17 protein-coding genes are annotated in these 19,013 nt (G+C 65.9%); 14 read left to right on the top strand and 3 right to left on the bottom strand.

The window, feature by feature from the left end; all coding sequences use genetic code 11:
* Positions 1-135: 135 nt before the first annotated feature.
* Entirely contained in the window at positions 136-1,665 is a 1,530-nt protein-coding gene (locus tag KIH78_RS00915) for a substrate-binding domain-containing protein (protein ID WP_219130850.1), read from the bottom strand.
* Positions 1,666-1,837: 172 nt separating this feature from the next.
* Complete coding sequence (locus KIH78_RS00910) at positions 1,838-3,058, bottom strand: NADP-dependent isocitrate dehydrogenase (RefSeq protein WP_219130849.1); 1,221 nt, start codon at positions 3,056-3,058, stop codon at positions 1,838-1,840.
* A 139-nt stretch (positions 3,059-3,197) separates the two neighbouring features.
* Between KIH78_RS00910 and KIH78_RS00905 the strand changes: the two genes are divergently transcribed.
* From KIH78_RS00905 to trpE, 14 genes are all read left to right on the top strand, one after another.
* Positions 3,198-4,325 carry a GuaB3 family IMP dehydrogenase-related protein gene (locus KIH78_RS00905; RefSeq protein ID WP_219130848.1) on the top strand — a complete coding sequence of 376 codons (1,128 nt, stop codon included), beginning with the start codon at positions 3,198-3,200 and terminating at the stop codon, positions 4,323-4,325.
* 124 nt (positions 4,326-4,449) lie between these two features.
* A complete protein-coding gene (locus KIH78_RS00900) occupies positions 4,450-4,950 on the top strand; it encodes a hypothetical protein (RefSeq protein ID WP_219130847.1) in 501 nt (166 codons plus the stop codon).
* 63 nt (positions 4,951-5,013) lie between these two features.
* Positions 5,014-7,113 (top strand): AMP-dependent synthetase/ligase, encoded by a 2,100-nt coding sequence (locus KIH78_RS00895; protein WP_219130846.1) that lies wholly within the window; start codon positions 5,014-5,016, stop codon positions 7,111-7,113.
* A gap of 4 nt (positions 7,114-7,117) precedes the next feature.
* Positions 7,118-7,606 (top strand): peptide deformylase, encoded by a 489-nt coding sequence (gene def, locus KIH78_RS00890; RefSeq protein ID WP_219130845.1) that lies wholly within the window; start codon positions 7,118-7,120, stop codon positions 7,604-7,606.
* A gap of 290 nt (positions 7,607-7,896) precedes the next feature.
* A complete protein-coding gene (gene rpsB, locus KIH78_RS00885) occupies positions 7,897-8,709 on the top strand; it encodes a 30S ribosomal protein S2 (RefSeq protein WP_214313430.1) in 813 nt (270 codons plus the stop codon).
* A gap of 102 nt (positions 8,710-8,811) precedes the next feature.
* Entirely contained in the window at positions 8,812-9,663 is an 852-nt protein-coding gene (gene tsf, locus KIH78_RS00880; RefSeq protein WP_214313428.1) for a translation elongation factor Ts, read from the top strand.
* Positions 9,664-9,815: 152 nt separating this feature from the next.
* Positions 9,816-10,754, top strand: a complete 939-nt coding sequence (yddG, locus tag KIH78_RS00875) for an aromatic amino acid DMT transporter YddG (RefSeq protein WP_219130844.1) — start codon at positions 9,816-9,818, stop codon at positions 10,752-10,754.
* Between the two features lie 109 nt (positions 10,755-10,863).
* Entirely contained in the window at positions 10,864-11,613 is a 750-nt protein-coding gene (gene pyrH, locus KIH78_RS00870; RefSeq protein WP_214313424.1) for a UMP kinase, read from the top strand.
* 73 nt (positions 11,614-11,686) lie between these two features.
* Positions 11,687-12,241 carry a ribosome recycling factor gene (frr, locus tag KIH78_RS00865; protein ID WP_214313415.1) on the top strand — a complete coding sequence of 185 codons (555 nt, stop codon included), beginning with the start codon at positions 11,687-11,689 and terminating at the stop codon, positions 12,239-12,241.
* Positions 12,242-12,261: 20 nt separating this feature from the next.
* Positions 12,262-13,248, top strand: coding sequence for a phosphatidate cytidylyltransferase (locus tag KIH78_RS00860; protein WP_219130843.1), 987 nt, complete (start codon positions 12,262-12,264; stop codon positions 13,246-13,248).
* A gap of 132 nt (positions 13,249-13,380) precedes the next feature.
* Positions 13,381-14,568 carry a dual-specificity RNA methyltransferase RlmN gene (rlmN, locus tag KIH78_RS00855; RefSeq protein ID WP_214313411.1) on the top strand — a complete coding sequence of 396 codons (1,188 nt, stop codon included), beginning with the start codon at positions 13,381-13,383 and terminating at the stop codon, positions 14,566-14,568.
* Positions 14,569-14,670: 102 nt separating this feature from the next.
* Positions 14,671-15,441: an imidazole glycerol phosphate synthase subunit HisF gene (gene hisF, locus KIH78_RS00850; protein WP_219130842.1), complete on the top strand. Its 771-nt coding sequence runs from the start codon at positions 14,671-14,673 to the stop codon at positions 15,439-15,441.
* A 96-nt stretch (positions 15,442-15,537) separates the two neighbouring features.
* Positions 15,538-15,945: a phosphoribosyl-AMP cyclohydrolase gene (gene hisI, locus KIH78_RS00845; protein ID WP_219130841.1), complete on the top strand. Its 408-nt coding sequence runs from the start codon at positions 15,538-15,540 to the stop codon at positions 15,943-15,945.
* On the top strand, positions 15,942-17,534 hold the full coding sequence (gene trpE, locus KIH78_RS00840; protein ID WP_219130840.1) for an anthranilate synthase component I: 1,593 nt from the start codon (positions 15,942-15,944) through the stop codon (positions 17,532-17,534). Before hisI ends, trpE begins: the two co-directional genes overlap by 4 nt.
* A 118-nt stretch (positions 17,535-17,652) precedes the next feature.
* Here the strand turns inward: trpE and KIH78_RS00835 are convergent, their stop codons facing one another.
* The gene (locus tag KIH78_RS00835) at positions 17,653-18,996 is read right to left on the bottom strand and encodes an ABC transporter substrate-binding protein (protein WP_219130839.1); all 1,344 of its coding nucleotides are present in this window, start codon (positions 18,994-18,996) and stop codon (positions 17,653-17,655) included.
* Between the last annotated feature and the right edge of the window lie 17 nt (positions 18,997-19,013).

Below are 19,013 nucleotides of genomic sequence, written 5' to 3'. Positions count from 1 at the left end.
GCGGAGCCGCCGCAACCGGTTCGCGTCCGATGCGTTGCGCCCCCTGACCCGGCCGGGTCAGGGGGCGCAACGCATTCCGAAGGGGACTCGTGAGGGAATCCGTGATCCCGGAAGGAAGACCGCGGACCGTGCCGGTCACAGGCCGGCGTCCGCGAGGGAGATGTAGCCGGGATTGATGAGCGCGGTCTTGAGGTTGGAGGCGCTCACCGCGAGCAGGTCGACGGAGACGGTGGGCGTGTTCTTCCCGTTCACTTTCGTCGTCTTCAGGAACTTCAGCCCCTTCCTCCAGCCGTCGCCGTCCACGGTATTGAGCCTGAGGCACGTCTGCGCGGTATCCTCGGCCAACGTGGCGCGATCCTCCAACGCGGTCATCCACTGCTGTCCCGCGACGATGCGGGGCATGGCATCGACGTAGGCACCGTAGCCGGTCACGATAGGCCATCTTGCATCGTCGCCGGCGTCCTTCGAGCCGTCCGAAGCCGATGGCGCCTTGACGGGATCGGGCACCTTGCCGCGCACCAGATCCTTCCGGCCGGTGATGTTCTCCACAATCCCCGAGATGGTGATCTGCGGGTTGATGTCCGCGGCCGAACCGGTGTAGCCCAGGTCGGAGAGCTCGTCCACCACGCCCGAGGCGGTGTAGTCGTTCATCGCGATGATGCCGTCGATGCGGGGGATCCCGGCCTTGTCATCCGCGTCGTCCAATCCGAGCCTGCCGCGCAGTTCGGCGCGTATCGAATCCTCCTTGCCGGACACGAACGCCACATCGCGCCAATCGTCGGCGGTGGTGTCGGAAGTGAGCGTGGAGGAGAGGCTGACCGCCTGTCCGGAGGCGAAGTAGGGGCCGAGCACGGACCAGACACCCTTGAACGCGGCCGCGGCGAACGCCTCGCCGCCGGTGACGGATCCGTCCGTCGCCGAGGTGTCGTCCGCTTCTCCGGACGTATCCGGCGAATAGGGGAGCAACACTTCGACGTATTTGGGGTTGTCCTTGCTGACCTTGTTCAATGCGAGCTTGTCGACGAGCTTGGTGGCCTGCACCTTGCCGATCGCCTCCGCGGTGGACATGCGCACGTAGGCGTCGGGGACGACCCCGGGTACCGTGTCCGACAACATGACGACGTGCATGCCGTTCTCCTTGGCGAGCGACAGCGCGGACGTGAGACGGTCCGCCGCGGTTTCGTCGTCCGCGTCCGATGCGCCGTCATGGCTGACGACGTCCCCGTACTGGCGTGTCGTGTCGTCCGGGTCCGTGACCGGGGCGACGACGATGGTCGTGTCGGAGGACGACGAGCCCGTCTTCGACGAGATGCGGTCGACCACATAGTCCTGGACGTCGCGGCTCTGCTCGTCCAGACTGTCCGCCGTGGAGGAGGAGATGCTCTTCTTCGGGAAGGAGCGGTTCCGCAGCGCCTTCGTGAGTTCGGGGACGAAGGCCGTCCACTTGTTCAACGGCGTGTTGCCTGAGATGGTCACGCCGTCGGAAGGCGTGAAGATGGCGACCGAACCGGGGTCCGTCGTGGCGGTTCCGGTGCCTGCGCCCGTGGCGTCAGTGCCGCCGGTGGACGATGTGGAGGATGAGCATGCGCCGAGCGCGCACGTCATGGCGATGCATACCGCCGTGGCCGTCAGTCTACGGACGAGTGGTCCGCCGTGTGAAGTCATAGCCGTCCCTCCGATGCTGCAGGTGATGTCTGCTGACCGATTCTAATCGTTCCTTCCGGTCCGTCGAGACGGGAGGGCCGTCGTCATGTGGAATCCCCACACGGCGACGGCCCTCCCCTCTGGGTACCTCCAGGTACCTCCGGGACGTCAATCGGTCACGGGTCGTCCGGCGTCAGTCGTGCAGCGCCTTCGACAGGTTCTCATCCAGCGCGTCCATGAAGCCTTCGGTGTCGAGCCACGGCTGGTTGGGGCCGATGAGCATGGCCAGATCCTTGGTCATCTGCCCGCCCTCCACGGTGTCGACGATGACCTTCTCCAAGGTCTCGGCGAAATGACGCACCTCGGGCGTGCCGTCGAGGTCGGCGCGGTGCTTGAGACCGCCGGTCCATGCGAAGATCGAGGCGATCGGGTTGGTGGAGGTCTTCTCGCCCTTGAGCCAGCGGCGGTAGTGGCGGGTCACGGTGCCGTGGGCGGCTTCGGCCTCGACGGTCTGCCCGTCGGGGGTCATGAGCACGGAGGTCATCAGGCCCAGCGAGCCGAAGCCCTGCGCCACGGAGTCGGACTGCACGTCGCCGTCGTAGTTCTTGCAGGCCCAGATGTAGCCGCCGTGCCACTTGAGGGAGCTGGCGACCATGTCGTCGATGAGGCGGTGCTCGTAGGTCAGGCCCTCAGCCTCGAAGCGCTCCTTGTATTCGGTCTCATACACCTCGGCGAAGATGTCCTTGAACTGGCCGTCATACGCCTTGAGGATGGTGTTCTTGGTGGACAGGTACACGGGGTAGTGGCGCTTGAGGCCGTAGTTGAAGCATGCGCGCGCGAATCCGCGGATGGAGTCGTTGACGTTGTACTGCACTTGGGCCACGCCGCCGTCCTCGCCGTAGTCGTAGACCACATGCTCGATGGGCTCGGATCCGTCGGCGGGGGTGAAGGTGACCGTCAGGCGTCCGGCTCCCGGCACCTTGAAGTCGGTGGCCTTGTACTGGTCGCCGAAGGCGTGGCGGGCCACGACGATCGGCTTGGTCCAGCCGGGGACCAAGCGCGGCACGTTGCTCATCACGATCGGCTCGCGGAAGATGGTGCCGCCGAGGATGTTGCGGATCGTGCCGTTGGGGGACTTCCACATCCTCTTGAGGCCGAACTCCTTGACGCGGGCCTCGTCGGGGGTGATGGTGGCGCACTTGACGCCCACATGCTCACGCTTGATGGCGTTGGCCGCGTCGATGGTGACCTGGTCGTCGGTGGCGTCACGGTTCTCGATGCCCAAATCGTAGTAGTCGAGATTCACGTCGAGGTACGGCAGGATGAGACGGTCCTTGATATCCTTCCAGATGACGCGCGTCATCTCGTCGCCGTCGAGTTCGACGACGGTGCCTTCGACCTTGATTTTGGCCATGTTTCCTCCTGACGGATGCTGTTGGAACGTGACCATTGTTAGCGCATGAATGTAACGCCGGACCCACGGGGTCGATTATGTGAGACGCGGCGCCTCCCATGCGCCCGTCCTGTCATATCCGGGCATTAGTCTCGGAACCATGTCTCAGGAAATTGAAATCGGTTTGGGCAAGAAGGGCCGTCTGGCCTACTCGCTGGACGATGTCTCCATCGTCCCCTCCCGCAGGACGCGCGACCCCCAGGACGTCTCCACCTCCTGGCAGGTGGACGCCTATGAGTTCGATGTGCCGGTCATCGGCGCCCCGATGGATTCGGTGACGAGCCCCGCCACCGCCATCGCCATGGGCCGGCTCGGCGCGCTCGGCGTGCTCGATCTGGAGGGTCTGTGGACCCGCTACGACGACCCGACTCCGTTGCTGGAGGAGATCGCCGAGCTTCCCGAGGACCGCGCCACCGCCCGCATCCAGGAGATCTACGCCGAGCCGATCAAGCCCGAGCTCATCACGAAGCGCCTGCATGAGATCCGCGACGCCGGCGTCACCGTCGCCGGCGCGCTTTCGCCGCAGCGTACGCAGCAGTTCTACTCCACTGTGGTGGAGGCGGGCGTGGACCTGTTCGTGATCCGCGGCACCGTGGTCTCCGCCGAACATGTCTCCCAGGACCATGAACCGCTGAACCTCAAGCAGTTCATCTACGACCTCGACGTGCCCGTCATCGTGGGCGGCGCGGCCAACTACACCGCGGCCCTGCACCTGATGCGCACCGGCGCGGCCGGCGTGCTCGTCGGCTTCGGCGGCGGTGCGGTCTCCGCCACCCGCCGCACCATCGGCGTTGAGGCGCCGATGGCCACCGCCATCGCCGACGTGGCCGAGGCCCGTCGCGACTACATGGACGAGTCCGGCGGACGATACGTCCAGGTCATCGCCGACGGCGGCATGGGCGATTCCGGCAGCTTCGTCAAGGCCCTGGCACTCGGCGCGGACGCCGTCATGCTCGGAGCCCCGCTCGCCCGGGCGAAGGAGGCCCCCGGCAAGGGCAAGCATTGGGGCGCCGAGGCGCGCCACCAGACGCTGCCGCGCGGTTTCCGCACGGACGTCGGCACCGTGGCCCCGCTCAAGCAGATCCTGTTCGGACCGAGCCACACCGCTGACGGCACCACCAACTTCATCGGCGCGCTGCGCCGCGCCATGGCGTCCACCGGCTACGTGGACGTGAAGAACTTCCAGCGCTGCGGCGTGGTCGTCACGCCGTACGGTGGACAGCGCTGAGGGTTATCCACAGGCCCATCCACATCCATGCACCATACGCCCCGCGGCATTGACGCGGGGCGCATCCGTATGGTGTGCTGGTCCTCTACCGGCCTCGACGGCGAGGCCCGGACAAGGAGGACATATGAGAGGTTGCGGGGAGACGATCGACGGGACCGTCCGAGGGCCATGCCGGCAGCCGAACTCGCGCGACGGGTTCATCCAGGTGGAGCTGTCCGCCGAGCCGGTGCCATACCATATCATCACCACGTTCGGCGAATGCCCCGACGAGGGCGAATGCCATGCGCTGGCGCTCTCCTCGTGCCGGGTGGCGTGCCTGTCGCTGGATGTCGTCCGTGGGCAAATCGCCTCGTCGACGCTGCGGAAGGCGTTGACCGCGCCCTGCCTCAGACGGCTCGAGACCTTCTCATACCTCATGCGTACGAGGATGGAGCGCGACGAAGAGCTGCGGATGATGCTCAAGTACCTGCCGTCCATACCCCACTCGGTCACCGGCATGCTGGTGGGGCCAACCACGTTCGAAGTGGCCGTGCACCTGACGGTGGGGCGCACCACGTTCTGGACGAACCTCAAGCTCGTCTACATCGGATGCCGGTGGATGTGCTCGGTGGCGGACCTCGGGTGAGCCCTCCGCGCGGGACGCGACGCGGGATGACGGCGGACAGGGCAGTGGGTATAGTCTGGGACTATGTTGCGTGAATTTGTTTCCGAACCCGAATACGTGACCACCGACGACGACACGATATTCTCGCTGCTCGCCGACCGCGCCTCAAGCGCTCCCGATGACGAGATCGCCGAATACCAGGACGCCGACCGCGTCTGGCACACGGTCACCGCATCGGCCATGCTCGCCCGGGTGCGTGAGGTCGCCAAGGGGCTGCTCGGCCTGGGCGTGCGCCCGGGCACGATGGTCGCCATCTACTCCGCCACCTGCTACGAGTGGGGCGTCACGGACTTCGCATGCGCCGCCATCGGCGCGGTGAGCGTGCCCATCTACGAGACGGACTCGGCCAGGCAGGCGACGTCGATCATCGCGGACACCTCGCCCCTCATCGCGTTCGCCGGCGACCACCTGCACGCGCAGACGCTCGAACAGGTGCGCGCGTCGGTGAAGGGGCTCGAATACGTGTTCAACTTCAAGGCGGACGGGCTTGACGCCGTCGCCGATTTCGGCGCCCACGTGACCGACGAGGAGCTCGACGCCGCCATCAAGCGGGTGAAGGCGGACGACATGACCACCATCGTCTACACCTCCGGCTCCACCGGCAAGCCGAAGGGCGCGATGCTGTCCAACCGCAACTTCACGCATATCGTGAAGAACGGCTACATCATCCTCGAGGACATGCTGTACACGTCGAACCGGCTGCTGCTGTTCCTGCCGCTGGCGCACTGCTTCGCCCGGTACATCCAATACGTGGCGATCGGCGGGCATGGCGTCGTCGGCTACATCCCGGGCGCGAAGCATCTGCTCGCGGACATCCGCTCGTTCAAGCCGACGTATCTGCTCGGCGTGCCCCGCGTGTTCGAGAAGGTCTACAACGCCGCATCCCAGAAGGCCGGCAACGGCATCGCCGGCCGCATCTTCGCCGCGGCGTACAGGCATTTCGTGCAGTGGTCCCGCGACGAACAGGACGGGAAGCGCCATTCGCCGGCCGCACGCATCCAGCACGCGTTCTTCATGAGCACGGTCGGCAAGTCGGTCCGTTCCGCGCTCGGCCCGAATCTGGCATGGCTGGCATGCGGCGGCGCGCCGCTCAACCCGGACCTCGCCCACTTCTTCAACGGCATGGACGGCATCACGTTCATCCAGGGCTACGGCATGACCGAGACCGCCGCCCCCATGCTCGTCAACTGGCAGGACGACAACAAGGTCGGCTCCGTCGGCAAGCCCGGTCCCGGCATGGGCGTGAAGCAGGGGGAGGACGGCGAACTGCTGCTCACCGGACCGAACGTGTTCCTCGGATACTACCGGCAGCCGGAGCTCACCGCCGAGACCAAGACGGCGGACGGCTGGATCCGCACCGGGGATCTCGGCACCATCGACGACGACGGTTTCGTCACCATCACCGGGCGCAAGAAGGACATCATCATCACCGCGGGCGGCAAGAACGTCAGCCCCGCGCCGATGGAGGAGACCATCGCCACCTGCCCCATCGTGGCGCACGCCGTGGTGGTCGGCGACGGCAAGCCGTTCATCGCCGCGCTCATCGAACTCGATCCGGAGATGACGCGCACCTGGCTCGCCTCGCAGGGGCTCGACCCCGACGCCCCCATGGACGAGGTGTCGAGGAACGACGCCGTGCGCGCGTTCATCCAGCAGTACGTCGACCAGGCGAACGCTAACGTCTCCAGGGCCGAATCGGTGCGCAAGTTCGTGGTGCTGGACGAGGAGTTCAGCCAAGACGCCGGTACGCTCACGCCGAGCCTCAAGGTGGTGCGTCCGAAGGTGCTCGCACGGTACGCGGACATCATCGACAACGACATCTACACGCCCAAGGGACCGTCGAAGCCGCTGCCCGCCACCGTGCGCATCCTCGACAGGACCACGGAATCGGTCAAGCGCACGGCCGAGACCGTCAAGCAGGCCTCCGAGAGCGTCAACCCCAAAGCGTTGAGGTCCGCCTACGAGCAGGCCCGGGAGAACGTGTCGGATTCCATTGCTAGCGTATCCGAGAAGATCAAACGGCAGGAGGAACAGGGGGACGCCGCCGAGGCCGGCCGCGGACAGGCGGACGACGCACGGGATGACGGCGCCCACGCTCCGAACGCCGACGACAAGGAGGAGTGAGACCGTGGCCATCCGTGAGATTCGCATCGTTCCCGACCCCGTGCTGCGCACGCCGTGCGACGAGATCCGGGAGATCACGCCCGCGGTCCGCCGCTTGGTGGATGACCTGCTCGAGACCGTCAACGACCCCGGAAGGGCGGGCCTGTCCGCCAACCAGATCGGAGTGAGCCTCAGGGCGTTCTCCTACAACATCGACGGAAAGATCGGCTACATCCTCAACCCCGTGTTGGAGGAGACCCGCGGCGAGCAGTACGGCGACGAGGGATGCCTGTCCGTGCCGGGACTGTGGTACAAGACGCGCCGCGCCGACTACGCCCGCGTGCGCGGCATCGACCTGGACGGCAAGGAGATCGTGCTCGAAGGCGACGGCCTGATGGGCCGCATGCTCCAGCACGAGACCGACCATCTCGACGGCCATGTCTATCTGGACCGTCTCGAAAAGGCGGAACGCCGGGCCGCGCTGAAGTACATGCGGGAGCATCAGCCCGCCTGAGCCATGCGGCCGTGAATCCGACCTGTTCGATTCGAAGGCGTCGGTTCCCCGGGAAGGGGAGCCGACGCCTTTTCCATAGGCCGTGATAGCCTGACTGTTTGTGCGCCAACCGGCGTGGGACGGAGTCGCAGCCGTTCCGGGCCACCCAATATCGTCAACCGGCGCGCAACGAATTCGCGTCATGTCCGCGACGGCCCGTGTCGGTCGGCCCGAACCTGTGGCGACACAGGCGAAGGCTGCACTCGGGTGCGCATGACCAGGCAATAACCGACAGAAAGGTAAGTATTACCATGGCTCAGATCACGATGAGCGAAATGCTGAAGGCCGGCCTGCACTTCGGCCACCAGACCCGCCGCTGGAACCCGAAGATGAAGCAGTACATCCTCACCCAGCGCAACGGCATCCACATCATCAACCTGTTCAAGTCGCTCGAGCTGATCGACAAGGCGTACGACTTCATCAAGACCACCGTGGCCCACAACGGCACCGTGCTCTTCGTCGGCACCAAGAAGCAGGCCCAGGAGGCCGTCTCCGCCCAGGCCACCCGCGTGAACATGCCGTACGTCTCCGAGCGTTGGCTCGGCGGCATGCTGACCAACTTCCAGACCGTCTCCAAGCGCGTCAGCCGCCTCAAGGAGCTCGAGGAGATGGACTTCTCCGACGTGCACGGCTCCGGCCTGACCAAGAAGGAGCTGCTGCTCCTCGAGCGCGAGAAGGACAAGCTGGAGAAGCAGCTCGGCGGCATCCGCAACATGGGCCGCACCCCGTCCGCGATGTTCGTGGTCGACATCAACAAGGAGGCGCTGGCCGTCGAGGAAGCCCACAAGCTGGGCATCCCGGTCGTCGCCATCGTCGACACCAACACCGACCCGGAGTCCGTCGACTACCCGATTCCGGCCAACGATGACGCCATCCGCGGCATCGAGCTGCTGACCACCCTCATGGCCGACGCCGTCGCCGATGGCCTCATCGAGCGTTCCGGCAAGGCCGCCAAGGAGGAGGGTGCCTCCGAGCAGCCGATGGCCGCTTGGGAGAAGGACCTCCTGGAGAACCAGGAAGCCGCTCCGGCTGAATCCGCCGAAGGCGAAGCCAAGGCCGAGTGACCCGCTAGGGTCCACCTGACGCTAGGATTGGAGGTGCAGCAAGGATTGCACCTCCTTTCCTAGGGGACAACAATCGAGTTTCATCTCAAGGAGACAAGTTTCATGGCAGCTATTACCGCCGCTCTGATCAAGCAGGTCCGCGAGGACACCGGCGCCGGCATGCTCGACGTCAAGAAGGCCCTGACCGAGGCCGAAGGCGACGTCGCCCGCGCCAAGGAGATCATCCGCGCCAAGGGCATCGCCGCCGCCGGCAAGCGTGAAGGCCGCAAGGCCCAGGAAGGCACCATCGCCTCCAAGGTCGTCGAAGGCGCCAACGGCGAGACCGGCTACGCGGTCGAGCTGAACTCCGAGACCGACTTCGTGGCCAAGACCCCGAAGTTCGTCGAATTCGCCGACACCATCCTCGGCTACGCCGTCGCCGCCGACGCGAACAACGCCGACGAGCTGCTGGCCGCCAAGGCCGGTGACGAGACCGTCAAGGAGGCCATCGAGGAGGCCGCCGCCCTGTTCGGCGAGCACGTCAAGGTCGGCCAGTTCGCGAAGATCTCCGGCGAGCACGTCGAGATCTACGCCCACAAGAAGTCCGCCGAGATGCCGCCGAGCATCGTCGCGATGATCGCCACCGACAAGGCCGGCGCCGCCGTCGCCCACGAGGCCGCGCTGCAGATTTCCGCGATGAGCGCCAAGTGGCTCACCCGCGAGGACGTCCCGGCCGAGGTCGTCGAGTCCGAGCGTCGCGTCGCCACCGAGAAGTCCCTCGCCGAGGGCAAGCCGGAGAAGATCGTCCCGAAGATCGTCGAAGGCCGTCTGAACGCCTTCTTCAAGGAGGTCGTCCTGCTCGAGCAGCCGTTCGTCAAGGATCCGTCCAAGACCGTCGGCAAGCTGTTCGAAGAGGTCGGCGGCAAGGCCCTGGCCTTCGCCCGCGTCGAGGTCGGCAAGGGCGACGAGGACTGATTCCCCTCTAAGCCAGCCGTCCGGTGAATGACGGTTGTCGATGGCCGTGCACCCCTGTCAATCGACCGGGGTGCACGGCCATCGTCGTTGCTGCGAAGGTATGGGGGACGTATGGGACACATGGAACGGAGCCGACGGAGGGGAAGACGAACATGAACGGACCGATGAACGACGGGGGAGCGCATCCGAAACACGTTCCCGCCACGCGCGCCACGGCGGTGGGACTCGCCGCGATCCTGCTGTGGAGCATGATGACCGCGCTCGTGCGCATCGTCGCCGAGGCGTTCGGCGCCACACTGGGATCCGCACTGATCTATACCACCGGCGTCGTGCTGCTGCTCGTGTTCCACAGGCCTGCGCCGCTCAGGTCATATCCGAAGAGATACCTCATGATCGGCGGCATACTGTTTGTCTTCTACGAGTCCTCGATCTCCCTGTCCATCGGGCTCGCGTCCGACGCCGCGCAATCGGTGGAGGTGAGCCTCGTCAACTATCTGTGGCCGACGATGATGGTGCTGCTCGCCGCCGGCTTCGCACGGCCCAGAGCCAAAGGCGCCGTATGGCGGGCCCTGCCCGGGGCCGTCGTCGCCACGTTCGGCGTCGCCCTGGCGGTCGGCGGCAACAGCGGACTCGACCCGTCCGCGACCGTCGGGCACATCGCGGCCAACCCGCTGCCGTACCTGCTGGCGTTCCTCGGCGCGTTCGCATGGTCCGTGTACGCGGTCGCCACCCCATCCATGTCCGGAGGACTCGACGGCACATCGGTGTTTTTCCCGGGCGTGGCCGTCGCGTTGTGGATCATCCATTTCGTCTCCGGCGAAGGCATGCCCGCAGCCATGCCGGGAATCGTCGATTGGCTCGCCGTCCTCGGCTGCGCGGCCGTCATCGCCGGCGGCTACGCATGTTGGGGATACGGCATCCTGCATGGCAGCCTCAACACGCTCGCCGTCGCCTCCTACGCCACACCCGTGCTCTCGGTGGCGGCCAGCGCGCTGATGCTGGGACTTTCGCTGTCCCTGCCGTTCTGGTGCGGCACGCTGCTCGTCGTGGCGGGATCGGTGCTCAACTGGTGGGCGTCGCATCGCCGGTGACGGCTCGCGGAACGTCTGTCGCGAATCCCGGATAACCTGTTAGACGGTAATTTTCGTGGGACACCCCGGCCATGGACGCCGAGGGGCCCTAGGACGAAAGGCGAAACGTATGACTGGCAACGAGGCAAAGGACAAACCGCGCAGGGTGCTGCTCAAGCTTTCCGGCGAGGCGTTCGGGGGCGGCAAGGTCGGTATCGACCCGCACGTGGTGCGTCGCATCGCCGAGGAGATCGTCCCCGCGGTCGAGCAGGGCGTGCAGGTCGCCATCGTCACCGGCGGCGGCAACTTCTTCCGCGGCGCCGAACTCCAGCAGGCCGGCATCGACCGTTCCCGCGGCGACTACATGGGCATGCTCGGCACCGTGATGAACTGCCTCGCGCTGCAGGACTTCCTCGAGCAGGAAGGCCAGGCCACCCGCGTGCAGACCGCCATCACGATGGGTCAGGTGGCCGAGCCGTACATCCCGCTCAAGGCCATCCGCCATCTCGAGAAGGGCCGCGTGGTCATCTTCGGCGCCGGCGCCGGCATGCCGTACTTCTCCACCGACACCGTGTCCATCCAGCGCTCTCTGGAGATTCACTGCGACGAGGTCGTCATGGGCAAGAACGGCGTCGACGGCGTGTACACCGCCGACCCGCGCAAGGACCCGAACGCCAAGCGCTTCGAGACTCTGAGCTACAACCGCGCCCTCGTCGACAACCTCGCCGTGATGGACGCCTCCGCCCTGTCCATGGCGCGCGACAACAAGAAGCGCATCCGCGTCTTCGGACTCGAGGAGCCGGGCAATGTCACCCGCGCCCTGCTCGGCGAGGAGATCGGCACGCTCGTGTCTACCGCCGAATCGCGCGTGGCGGACTGAGCCGACCCGATCCGCACCATCTACAATCGAAACCGAAACCGTTCACGGACGAACCACCAAAGGAGAACCAACAATGGCAAACGTCATCGATCAGGCCAAGGAACAGATGGCCAAGACGGTGGAGAACACCAAGGAGAACTTCGCGGGCATCCGCACCGGCCGCGCCAACCCGGCGCTGCTCAACGGCATCGTGGTGGACTACTACGGCGCCCCCACCCCCATCAAGGCCGTCGCCTCCATCGGCGTCCCGGAGCCGCGCACCCTGTCCGTCACCCCGTTCGACGCCTCCCAGGCCGCCGCCGTCGAGAAGGCCATCCGCAACTCCGATCTGGGCGTCAGCCCGAACCGCGACGGCAACGTCATCCGCCTGACCATGCCGGAGCTGACCGAGGAACGCCGCAAGGAGTACGTCAAGCTCGCCAAGGGCAAGGCCGAGGACGGCAAGGTCGCGGTGCGCAACATCCGCCGCAAGACCAAGGAAGGCATCGACAAGGCCGTCAAGGACGGCGACATGGGCGAGGACGAGGGCGACCGCCTGCTCAAGGACCTCGACAAGGTCACCAAGTCCGTCACCGACGAAATCGACGCCCTGCTCGAGACCAAGCAGAAGGAGATCATGGAGGTCTGACCGACCCTCCTCGAACGACTATGGAACGCAACGAACAACTCCACGAAGAGGCCGAGGTCGCTCTCGACGAGATCAACAAGAAGACCGGCCGCAACATGCCCCAGGCGATCGGCACGGCCGTTCTGCTCATCGCGGTCATTCTCGCCGCATTGCTCATCGACATCGACCTCTTCGTGGCGTTGGTCGTCGTGTTCATGCTGCTGGCCCTGTGGGAGCTGCGCGTGGACTTCGCCACGGTGGGGCTGCATATCCCCGTGGTCATGCTGTGGCTGTGCTCGACGGCGACGCTGTTCGCCACGTACTACGCGCCGCTGCACGTGGTTGCCATGGCGTTGTGCGTGATGGCGTCCATCATGCTCGTCGCCGTCACCGCCACCGCGAAGATGAGCTTCGGCAACCGTCTGTCGCTCGCCGTCGCCGCCAAGCTCTCCAGCACCGAGGCCGGCGCCCGTCTCGAATCCTCGTTCAACCACGACGGGGGAGAGCAGCATCACTCCCGGCTGAGCCACGTCGCCGTGTCCGTGCTCACCGTGCTGTACATCCCGCTGCTCGCCTGCTGCATCATCATCCCGTTGACCTTCCACGGACACCCGGTGGCTCATGCGATCATGCTCGTGTTCCTGCCCGCCCTGTCCGACACCGGCGGTCTGTTCGCCGGTGCATGGCTCGGCAGGCACAAGCTTTCGCCGCGCATCTCCCCGAAGAAAAGCTGGGAGGGGCTGGCGGGATCCGTCCTCTTCGCGATGGCCGGCGCCTTCGCCGTCATGTTCAGCACGTACACGTCCGACGTGTGGGCCTCCAAGTGGTGGGTCCCGGTCCTCTCCGGCGTGCTCGTCGGCGTGGTGGGCACCTTCGGCGACCTGTGCGCCTCGATGATCAAACGAGATCTCGGCATCAAGGACATGGGACATCTGCTCAAGGGGCACGGTGGCGTCATGGACCGCGTCGACTCCATCCTCATGGCGGCGCCGTTCACCTGCATCCTCCTGTGGTTCACCGGACTGTGACGACGATCCCATGAACACCGCATCGCACGGGCCGGGCCGATTGCACCATGCATCGCCCGGCCTTCGCGATGGAAGGGCCGTGCGGTCCCATACCGCACCAGACAACGACATGACATCGAAGGAAAGCCGCAGATGGTCGACCAGCATCAGGACATCCCGGAAACCGGCATCACCCCCGGAGGCACCACAGGCGCGTTCCGTGACGTGCTCTCCAAGGACCACGCCCGTCGCGGCAAGCCACCGCTGCACTTCGCCGACATGACGGACGAGGAGCGCGTCGCGAAGGCGAAGGAGCTCGGCATGCCGAAGTTCCGCGTCAAGCAGCTCGCCAACCACTACTACGGCCACTTCGACGTCAACGCCGCCGAATTCACCGACTTCCCCGCCGCCAAGCGCGACGAGGCCGCCGCCGCGTTCTTCCCCGAGCTCATCCACGAGGTCACCCGTCAGGTCGCCGACGAAGGCACCACCATTAAGACCCTGTGGCGGCTGTTCGACGGCTCCCACATCGAATCCGTGCTCATGCGCTACCCGACCCGCACCACCCTGTGCATCTCCAGCCAGGTCGGTTGCGGCATGGGATGCCCGTTCTGCGCCACCGGCAAGCTGGGACTCACGCGCAACATGTCCGCCGGCGAGATTCTCGAACAGGTGCGTGTCGCCGCCCGTATGATGCGCGACGGCGAGGTCGCAGGCGGCCCCGGCAGGCTCAGCAACATCGTGTTCATGGGCATGGGTGAGCCGATGGGCAACTACCGATCCGTGCTGTCCGCCGTACGCCAGATCTCCGCGATGCCGCCGGAGGGCTTCGGCATCTCCGCGCGCAACATCACCGTGTCCACCGTCGGCGTCGTCCCCGGCATCAGGAAACTCGCCGCCGAAGGCATCCCCGTCCGTCTCGCCGTCTCCCTGCACGCGCCGAGCGACGAGCTGCGCGACGAGCTCGTGCCGATGAACAAGCGTTTCGACACCACGCAGGTGCTCGATGCCGCTCACGACTACTTCCTCGCCTCCAAGCGCCGCGTCAGCATCGAATACGCGCTGATGCGCGGCATCAACGACCAGGCCGAGCACGCACGCCTGCTCGCCAAACGCATCAACCACTACGGCGACAACTGGGCGCACGTCAACCCGATTCCGCTCAACCCGATCGAAGGCTCCCGCTGGACCGCCTCCAAGCCGGAGGACGAGGCCCGGTTCCTGGAGATCCTGCACGCCGCCGGCATCACCGCCACGTTGCGTGACACCCGCGGCCAAGACATCGACGGCGCCTGCGGACAGCTCGCCGCCAAGACCCGGGAGGCGTTCGGCAAGGCGTGACGGCCGCCTCCCGGAGAAATGAGACGGCGGACGTCCGTGCGACATGCCGCCGGTACTCTGGAACGCGGAACAACGAAAGCCTAGAACAGGGGAGTGCAAGTTATGTCGCTGGCGGTTCGAGTCATCCCGTGCCTGGACGTCGATGCCGGACGAGTGGTCAAGGGCGTCCATTTCGAGAACCTGAAGGACGCCGGCGATCCCGTCGAGCTTGCCGCCGAATACTACCGTCAGGGCGCCGACGAGCTCACCTTCCTTGACGTGACCGCCTCCAGTTCACACCGCGGCACGATGATCGACGTGGTCAGCCGTACAGCCGAACAGGTCTTCATTCCGATGACCGTCGGCGGCGGCGTGCGCACCCCCGAGGACGTCGACTCGCTGCTGCGTTGCGGCGCCGACAAGGTCGGCGTCAACACCGCCGCCATCAACGACCCCACGCTCATCAGCCGCGTCGCCGAACGCTTCGGCAACCAGGTGCTGGTCCTCTCCGTTGACGCCCGTCGCGAGAAGGGCGAGCAGCACACGCAGTCCGGTTTCGAAGTCACCACGATGGGCGGACGCAAGTCCACCGGCATCGACGCGATCTGGTGGGTCAAGCGCGCCGAACAGCTCGGCGCCGGCGAGATCCTCCTCAACTCGATGGACGCCGACGGCACCAAACAGGGCTTCGACTTGGAGATGATCCGTGCCGTGCGCAAGGAGGTCAGGATCCCGATCATCGCCTCCGGCGGCGCCGGCAAGGTCGAGGACTTCCCACCCGCCATCGAGGCCGGCGCCAACGCGGTGCTCGCCGCGTCCGTCTTCCACTACGGGCTCATGACCATCGCCGACGTCAAGGCCGAACTCAAACGTCACGGCTACACCGTGCGCTGACATCGGACACAACAGACACCAGCAATCGGAAGGTGACACGGGCGACCCGCGGCAAAACCGTTCCGACTGCAGCATGCAGAAAAGCGCAGAGAGAACATGACAGACATCGCATACGACAACACCACCGAACTCGACCCGCGCATCGCGCGGCGTCTCAAGCATGACGCCAAAGGCCTCGTCGCCGCAGTCATCCAGCAGTACGACACGCACGAGGTGCTTATGGTCGGCTACATGAACGACGAGGCGCTGCGCCGCACCCTCACCACCGGACGCGTGACCTTCTGGTCCCGATCCCGTCAGGAGTACTGGCGCAAGGGCGACACCTCAGGCCACGTGCAGTACGTCAAATCCGTCGCGCTCGACTGCGACGGCGACGCGCTGCTCGTCGAGGTTGACCAGGTCGGTGCCGCATGCCACACCGGCAAGCGCAGCTGCTTCCTCGAAGGCGGTCCGCTGCCGGTCGTCGTCGGGCATCGCACGAAGGAACAGGAGGAGGAACGATGAGCGAGCGCACGAACGCCGCGGACGGCGCCGCACATGCCAACAGCGTCAGGGACCTGAACTGGGGCGACACCTGGCCCTCCCGCCAGGAGTTCCATAGGCTCGCCGACGAAGGCTATCGCGTCATCCCGATCGTGCGGAGGCTCCTCGCCGACTCGCTCACCCCGGTCGGCTTCTACGAGCGCCTCGCCAACGGCCGAAGCGGCACGTTCATCCTCGAATCCGCCGAATACGGCGGCACGTGGAGCCGATACAGCTTCATCGGCGTGAATTCCATGGCCCAGCTGCGCGCCGACAAGGACGGCAACGCGAGCTGGCTCGGCACCGTGCCCACGGGAGTTCCCACCGAGGGCGACGTCGTCGAGGTCGCGCACGCCGCGCTAAAGACGCTGAAGGCGCCGCACGTCGAGGGACTGCCGAACCTCACCTCCGGTCTCGTCGGCACCGTCGGCTGGGATGCGATCCGCCACTGGGAGCCGACCCTGCGCGCCGAGGCCCCGGACGAGACCGGCCAGCCGCAGATGGTGCTCGCCCTCGCCACCGACATCGCCGTCGTCGACCACGTCTCCGGATCCGTGTGGCTCATCGCCAACGCGGTCAACGTGGATGACAAGCCCACGCGCGCCGACATCGCCTACGATCAGGCCGTGGCGCGGCTCGAGCGGATGCAGCGCAACGCGGCCACACCCACGCCCGGCGAGGCGCGCGTCAACGCGCTCGACCCGTCGAAGGCACAGCCGCAGCTGCGCTTCCGTACGGAGAAGAGCCGGTACGAGCAGGCCGTCGAGGCCGCCAAGAAGCACATCGTGGACGGTGACGTGTTCCAGGTCGTCATCTCCCAGCGTCTCGACATCGATTCGCCGGCCGACCCGTTCGACGTGTACCGTGTGCTGCGCACCCTGAACCCGAGCCCGTACATGTATTTCATGGCGCTCACCGACGCCGAGGGCCGCGATTTCAACGTCATCGGCTCCAGCCCCGAGACGCTCATCAAGGTCGACAACGGCCACGCGATGACCTTCCCGATCGCCGGCTCCCGTCCGCGTGGCGCCACCCCCGAGGAGGATGCGAAGCTCGCCAAGGAGCTACTCGCCGATCCGAAGGAGCGCAGCGAGCACATCATGCTCGTCGACCTGGCACGCAACGATCTGAGCAAGGTGTGCGTTCCGCAGTCCGTCGAAGTCGTCTCCCTGATGGACATCAAGCGGTTCAGCCACATCATGCACATCTGCTCGACGGTCACCGGCCGCGTCGACCCGTCGCTGACCGCGTTCGACGTGTTCAAGTCCGCATTCCCCGCGGGCACGCTCTCCGGCGCGCCCAAGCCGCGTGCGGTCGAGATCATCGACGAGCTGGAGGTCGCTGACCGCGGCATCTACGGCGGCACCGTCGGCTACTTCGACTTCTCCGGCAACCTCGATATGGCCATCGCCATCCGCACCGCGTTTCTGCGCGACCATGAGGCGAGCGTGCAGGCCGGAGCGGGCATCGTGCTCGACTCCGTGCCCGCGACCGAATGGCAGGAGACACGCAACAAGGCCGAGGCCAGCGTCGAGGCCGTGCAGATCGCCGCACAGCTCAAGACGCTGTGATCGGCGTGCGTGTCATCGACGATAATGCGACGATAACGCGTTGATACGCGGGGAGGGCCGCCACGTATTCCACGTGGCGGCCCTCCCCGCGTATCAGCGGAATCAACCTGTCAGCCGACTATTCCTTGACGGTGAAACCCTGCTGGCCCGCATAGTCGACGAGCTTCTGTTGCCAGGTGCCCACAGCGTCGTCGAGCTTGCCGGAGCCTTGGAAGACCGAGCCGAAGGAGTCGCCGAACGCGGTCATCGCGTAGCCCCAGAACGGCGGGAAGACGAACGCCTCCTTCACGTCGAGCGCGGACTGGGCGAGAACCTTGTTGTATTCCTGCCCGCCGAAGTACGCGGACAGCTCCTCGGAGCCCTTGAGGAACTCCTCGTCCTGGAGCCGGTCCTTGCTGGGCGGGAAGCCGCCGGCGTCCGTGTACGCGGCGATGCCCTCCTTGTCGTGCGTGACGTACTCGAGCCACTTCCATGCGGCCTTCTTGTTCTTCGACGAGGAGACCAACGCGAGCGTGGAACCGCCGTTCGAACTGTTGATCGTGTCGGAATCGCTCCAGACCGGAGTCGGGGCGACGCGCCAATCACCGGATGCGGCGGCGGAGCTGCCGGCCAGGTTCGCGGGCATCCATCCGCCGGTGACGATCGCCGCGTTCGTGCCGTCGGCGAAGCTGCGGAACCATTCGTCCGACCAGCTCGGGATGTTCTTCGCGATCAATCCCTCGTCGATCATGCGCTGCCAGTAGTCGTTGACCTTCTTGATGGTCGCGTCGTTCTTCAGCGAGATTGTGAGGTTCTCGCCGTCCATGGAGAACGGCTTGGCCCCGGCCTGCGCCCAGAACGCGACGATGCTGTTGGAGTCGTTCGTGTCGCCCGCGTACGAGCTGATGTAGTAGTCGTCGCCGAGCGCATGGATCTTCTTCGCGTCCTCATAGAACTCGTCCCACGTCTTCGGCGGCTCGCTGATGCCGGCCTTGTCGAAGGTGGCCTTGTTGTAGAACAGCGCCATCGGTCCGGAATCCATCGGCACGCCGTAGATGCCGCCGTTCACGTTCACGGAACTCCACGGGCCGGACGTGTAGAAGTCCTTCCAGCCGGAGATCGGGTAGGTGGAGAGGTCCTCCAGCGCACCCTCCGAACCGTACACGATCTGGGGCAGCGTCGAGTACTCGAACTGGACGACGTCGGGCATGCCTGAGCCGGCGGCGAACGCGTTGGTGAACGCCGAGGTCGTCTTGGGAGCGGTGCCCACGTTCGTGAGCTTGATCTTGATGTTCGGGTACTTCTTCTCGAACTTCTTGACCAGCGGCTTGAGCGCGGGCTCCCACGCCCACACGGTCACGGTGCCGCTCGCTTCGCCTTCCGTGTCGGCCGGCTGCTGCTGGGACGCGCCGCATCCGGACAGCAGGACCAACGCCGAGGCCGCCAGCAAGGCGGTCGCTTTGACGGTCGTCTTCGTCTTCATTGGTAACTCCTTCACTT

This window comes from Bifidobacterium saguinibicoloris, from assembly GCF_019331725.1.
Lineage (GTDB): Bacteria > Actinomycetota > Actinomycetes > Actinomycetales > Bifidobacteriaceae > Bifidobacterium > Bifidobacterium saguinibicoloris.
This window is presented reverse-complemented; position numbering and strand designations above follow the sequence as displayed.

Bases quoted from the DNA above. Each gene is read 5' to 3' on its own strand.
- KIH78_RS00915 (WP_219130850.1), bottom strand. From the start codon at position 1,665: ATGACTTCACACGGCGGACCACTCGTCCGTAGACTGACGGCCACGGCG.
- KIH78_RS00910 (WP_219130849.1), bottom strand. From the start codon at position 3,058: ATGGCCAAAATCAAGGTCGAAGGCACCGTCGTCGAACTCGACGGCGAC.
- KIH78_RS00905 (WP_219130848.1), top strand. From the start codon at position 3,198: ATGTCTCAGGAAATTGAAATCGGTTTGGGCAAGAAGGGCCGTCTGGCC.
- KIH78_RS00900 (WP_219130847.1), top strand. From the start codon at position 4,450: ATGAGAGGTTGCGGGGAGACGATCGACGGGACCGTCCGAGGGCCATGC.
- KIH78_RS00895 (WP_219130846.1), top strand. From the start codon at position 5,014: ATGTTGCGTGAATTTGTTTCCGAACCCGAATACGTGACCACCGACGAC.
- rpsB (WP_214313430.1), top strand. From the start codon at position 7,897: ATGGCTCAGATCACGATGAGCGAAATGCTGAAGGCCGGCCTGCACTTC.
- tsf (WP_214313428.1), top strand. From the start codon at position 8,812: ATGGCAGCTATTACCGCCGCTCTGATCAAGCAGGTCCGCGAGGACACC.
- yddG (WP_219130844.1), top strand. From the start codon at position 9,816: ATGAACGGACCGATGAACGACGGGGGAGCGCATCCGAAACACGTTCCC.
- pyrH (WP_214313424.1), top strand. From the start codon at position 10,864: ATGACTGGCAACGAGGCAAAGGACAAACCGCGCAGGGTGCTGCTCAAG.
- frr (WP_214313415.1), top strand. From the start codon at position 11,687: ATGGCAAACGTCATCGATCAGGCCAAGGAACAGATGGCCAAGACGGTG.
- KIH78_RS00860 (WP_219130843.1), top strand. From the start codon at position 12,262: ATGGAACGCAACGAACAACTCCACGAAGAGGCCGAGGTCGCTCTCGAC.
- rlmN (WP_214313411.1), top strand. From the start codon at position 13,381: ATGGTCGACCAGCATCAGGACATCCCGGAAACCGGCATCACCCCCGGA.
- hisF (WP_219130842.1), top strand. From the start codon at position 14,671: ATGTCGCTGGCGGTTCGAGTCATCCCGTGCCTGGACGTCGATGCCGGA.
- hisI (WP_219130841.1), top strand. From the start codon at position 15,538: ATGACAGACATCGCATACGACAACACCACCGAACTCGACCCGCGCATC.
- trpE (WP_219130840.1), top strand. From the start codon at position 15,942: ATGAGCGAGCGCACGAACGCCGCGGACGGCGCCGCACATGCCAACAGC.
- KIH78_RS00835 (WP_219130839.1), bottom strand. From the start codon at position 18,996: ATGAAGACGAAGACGACCGTCAAAGCGACCGCCTTGCTGGCGGCCTCG.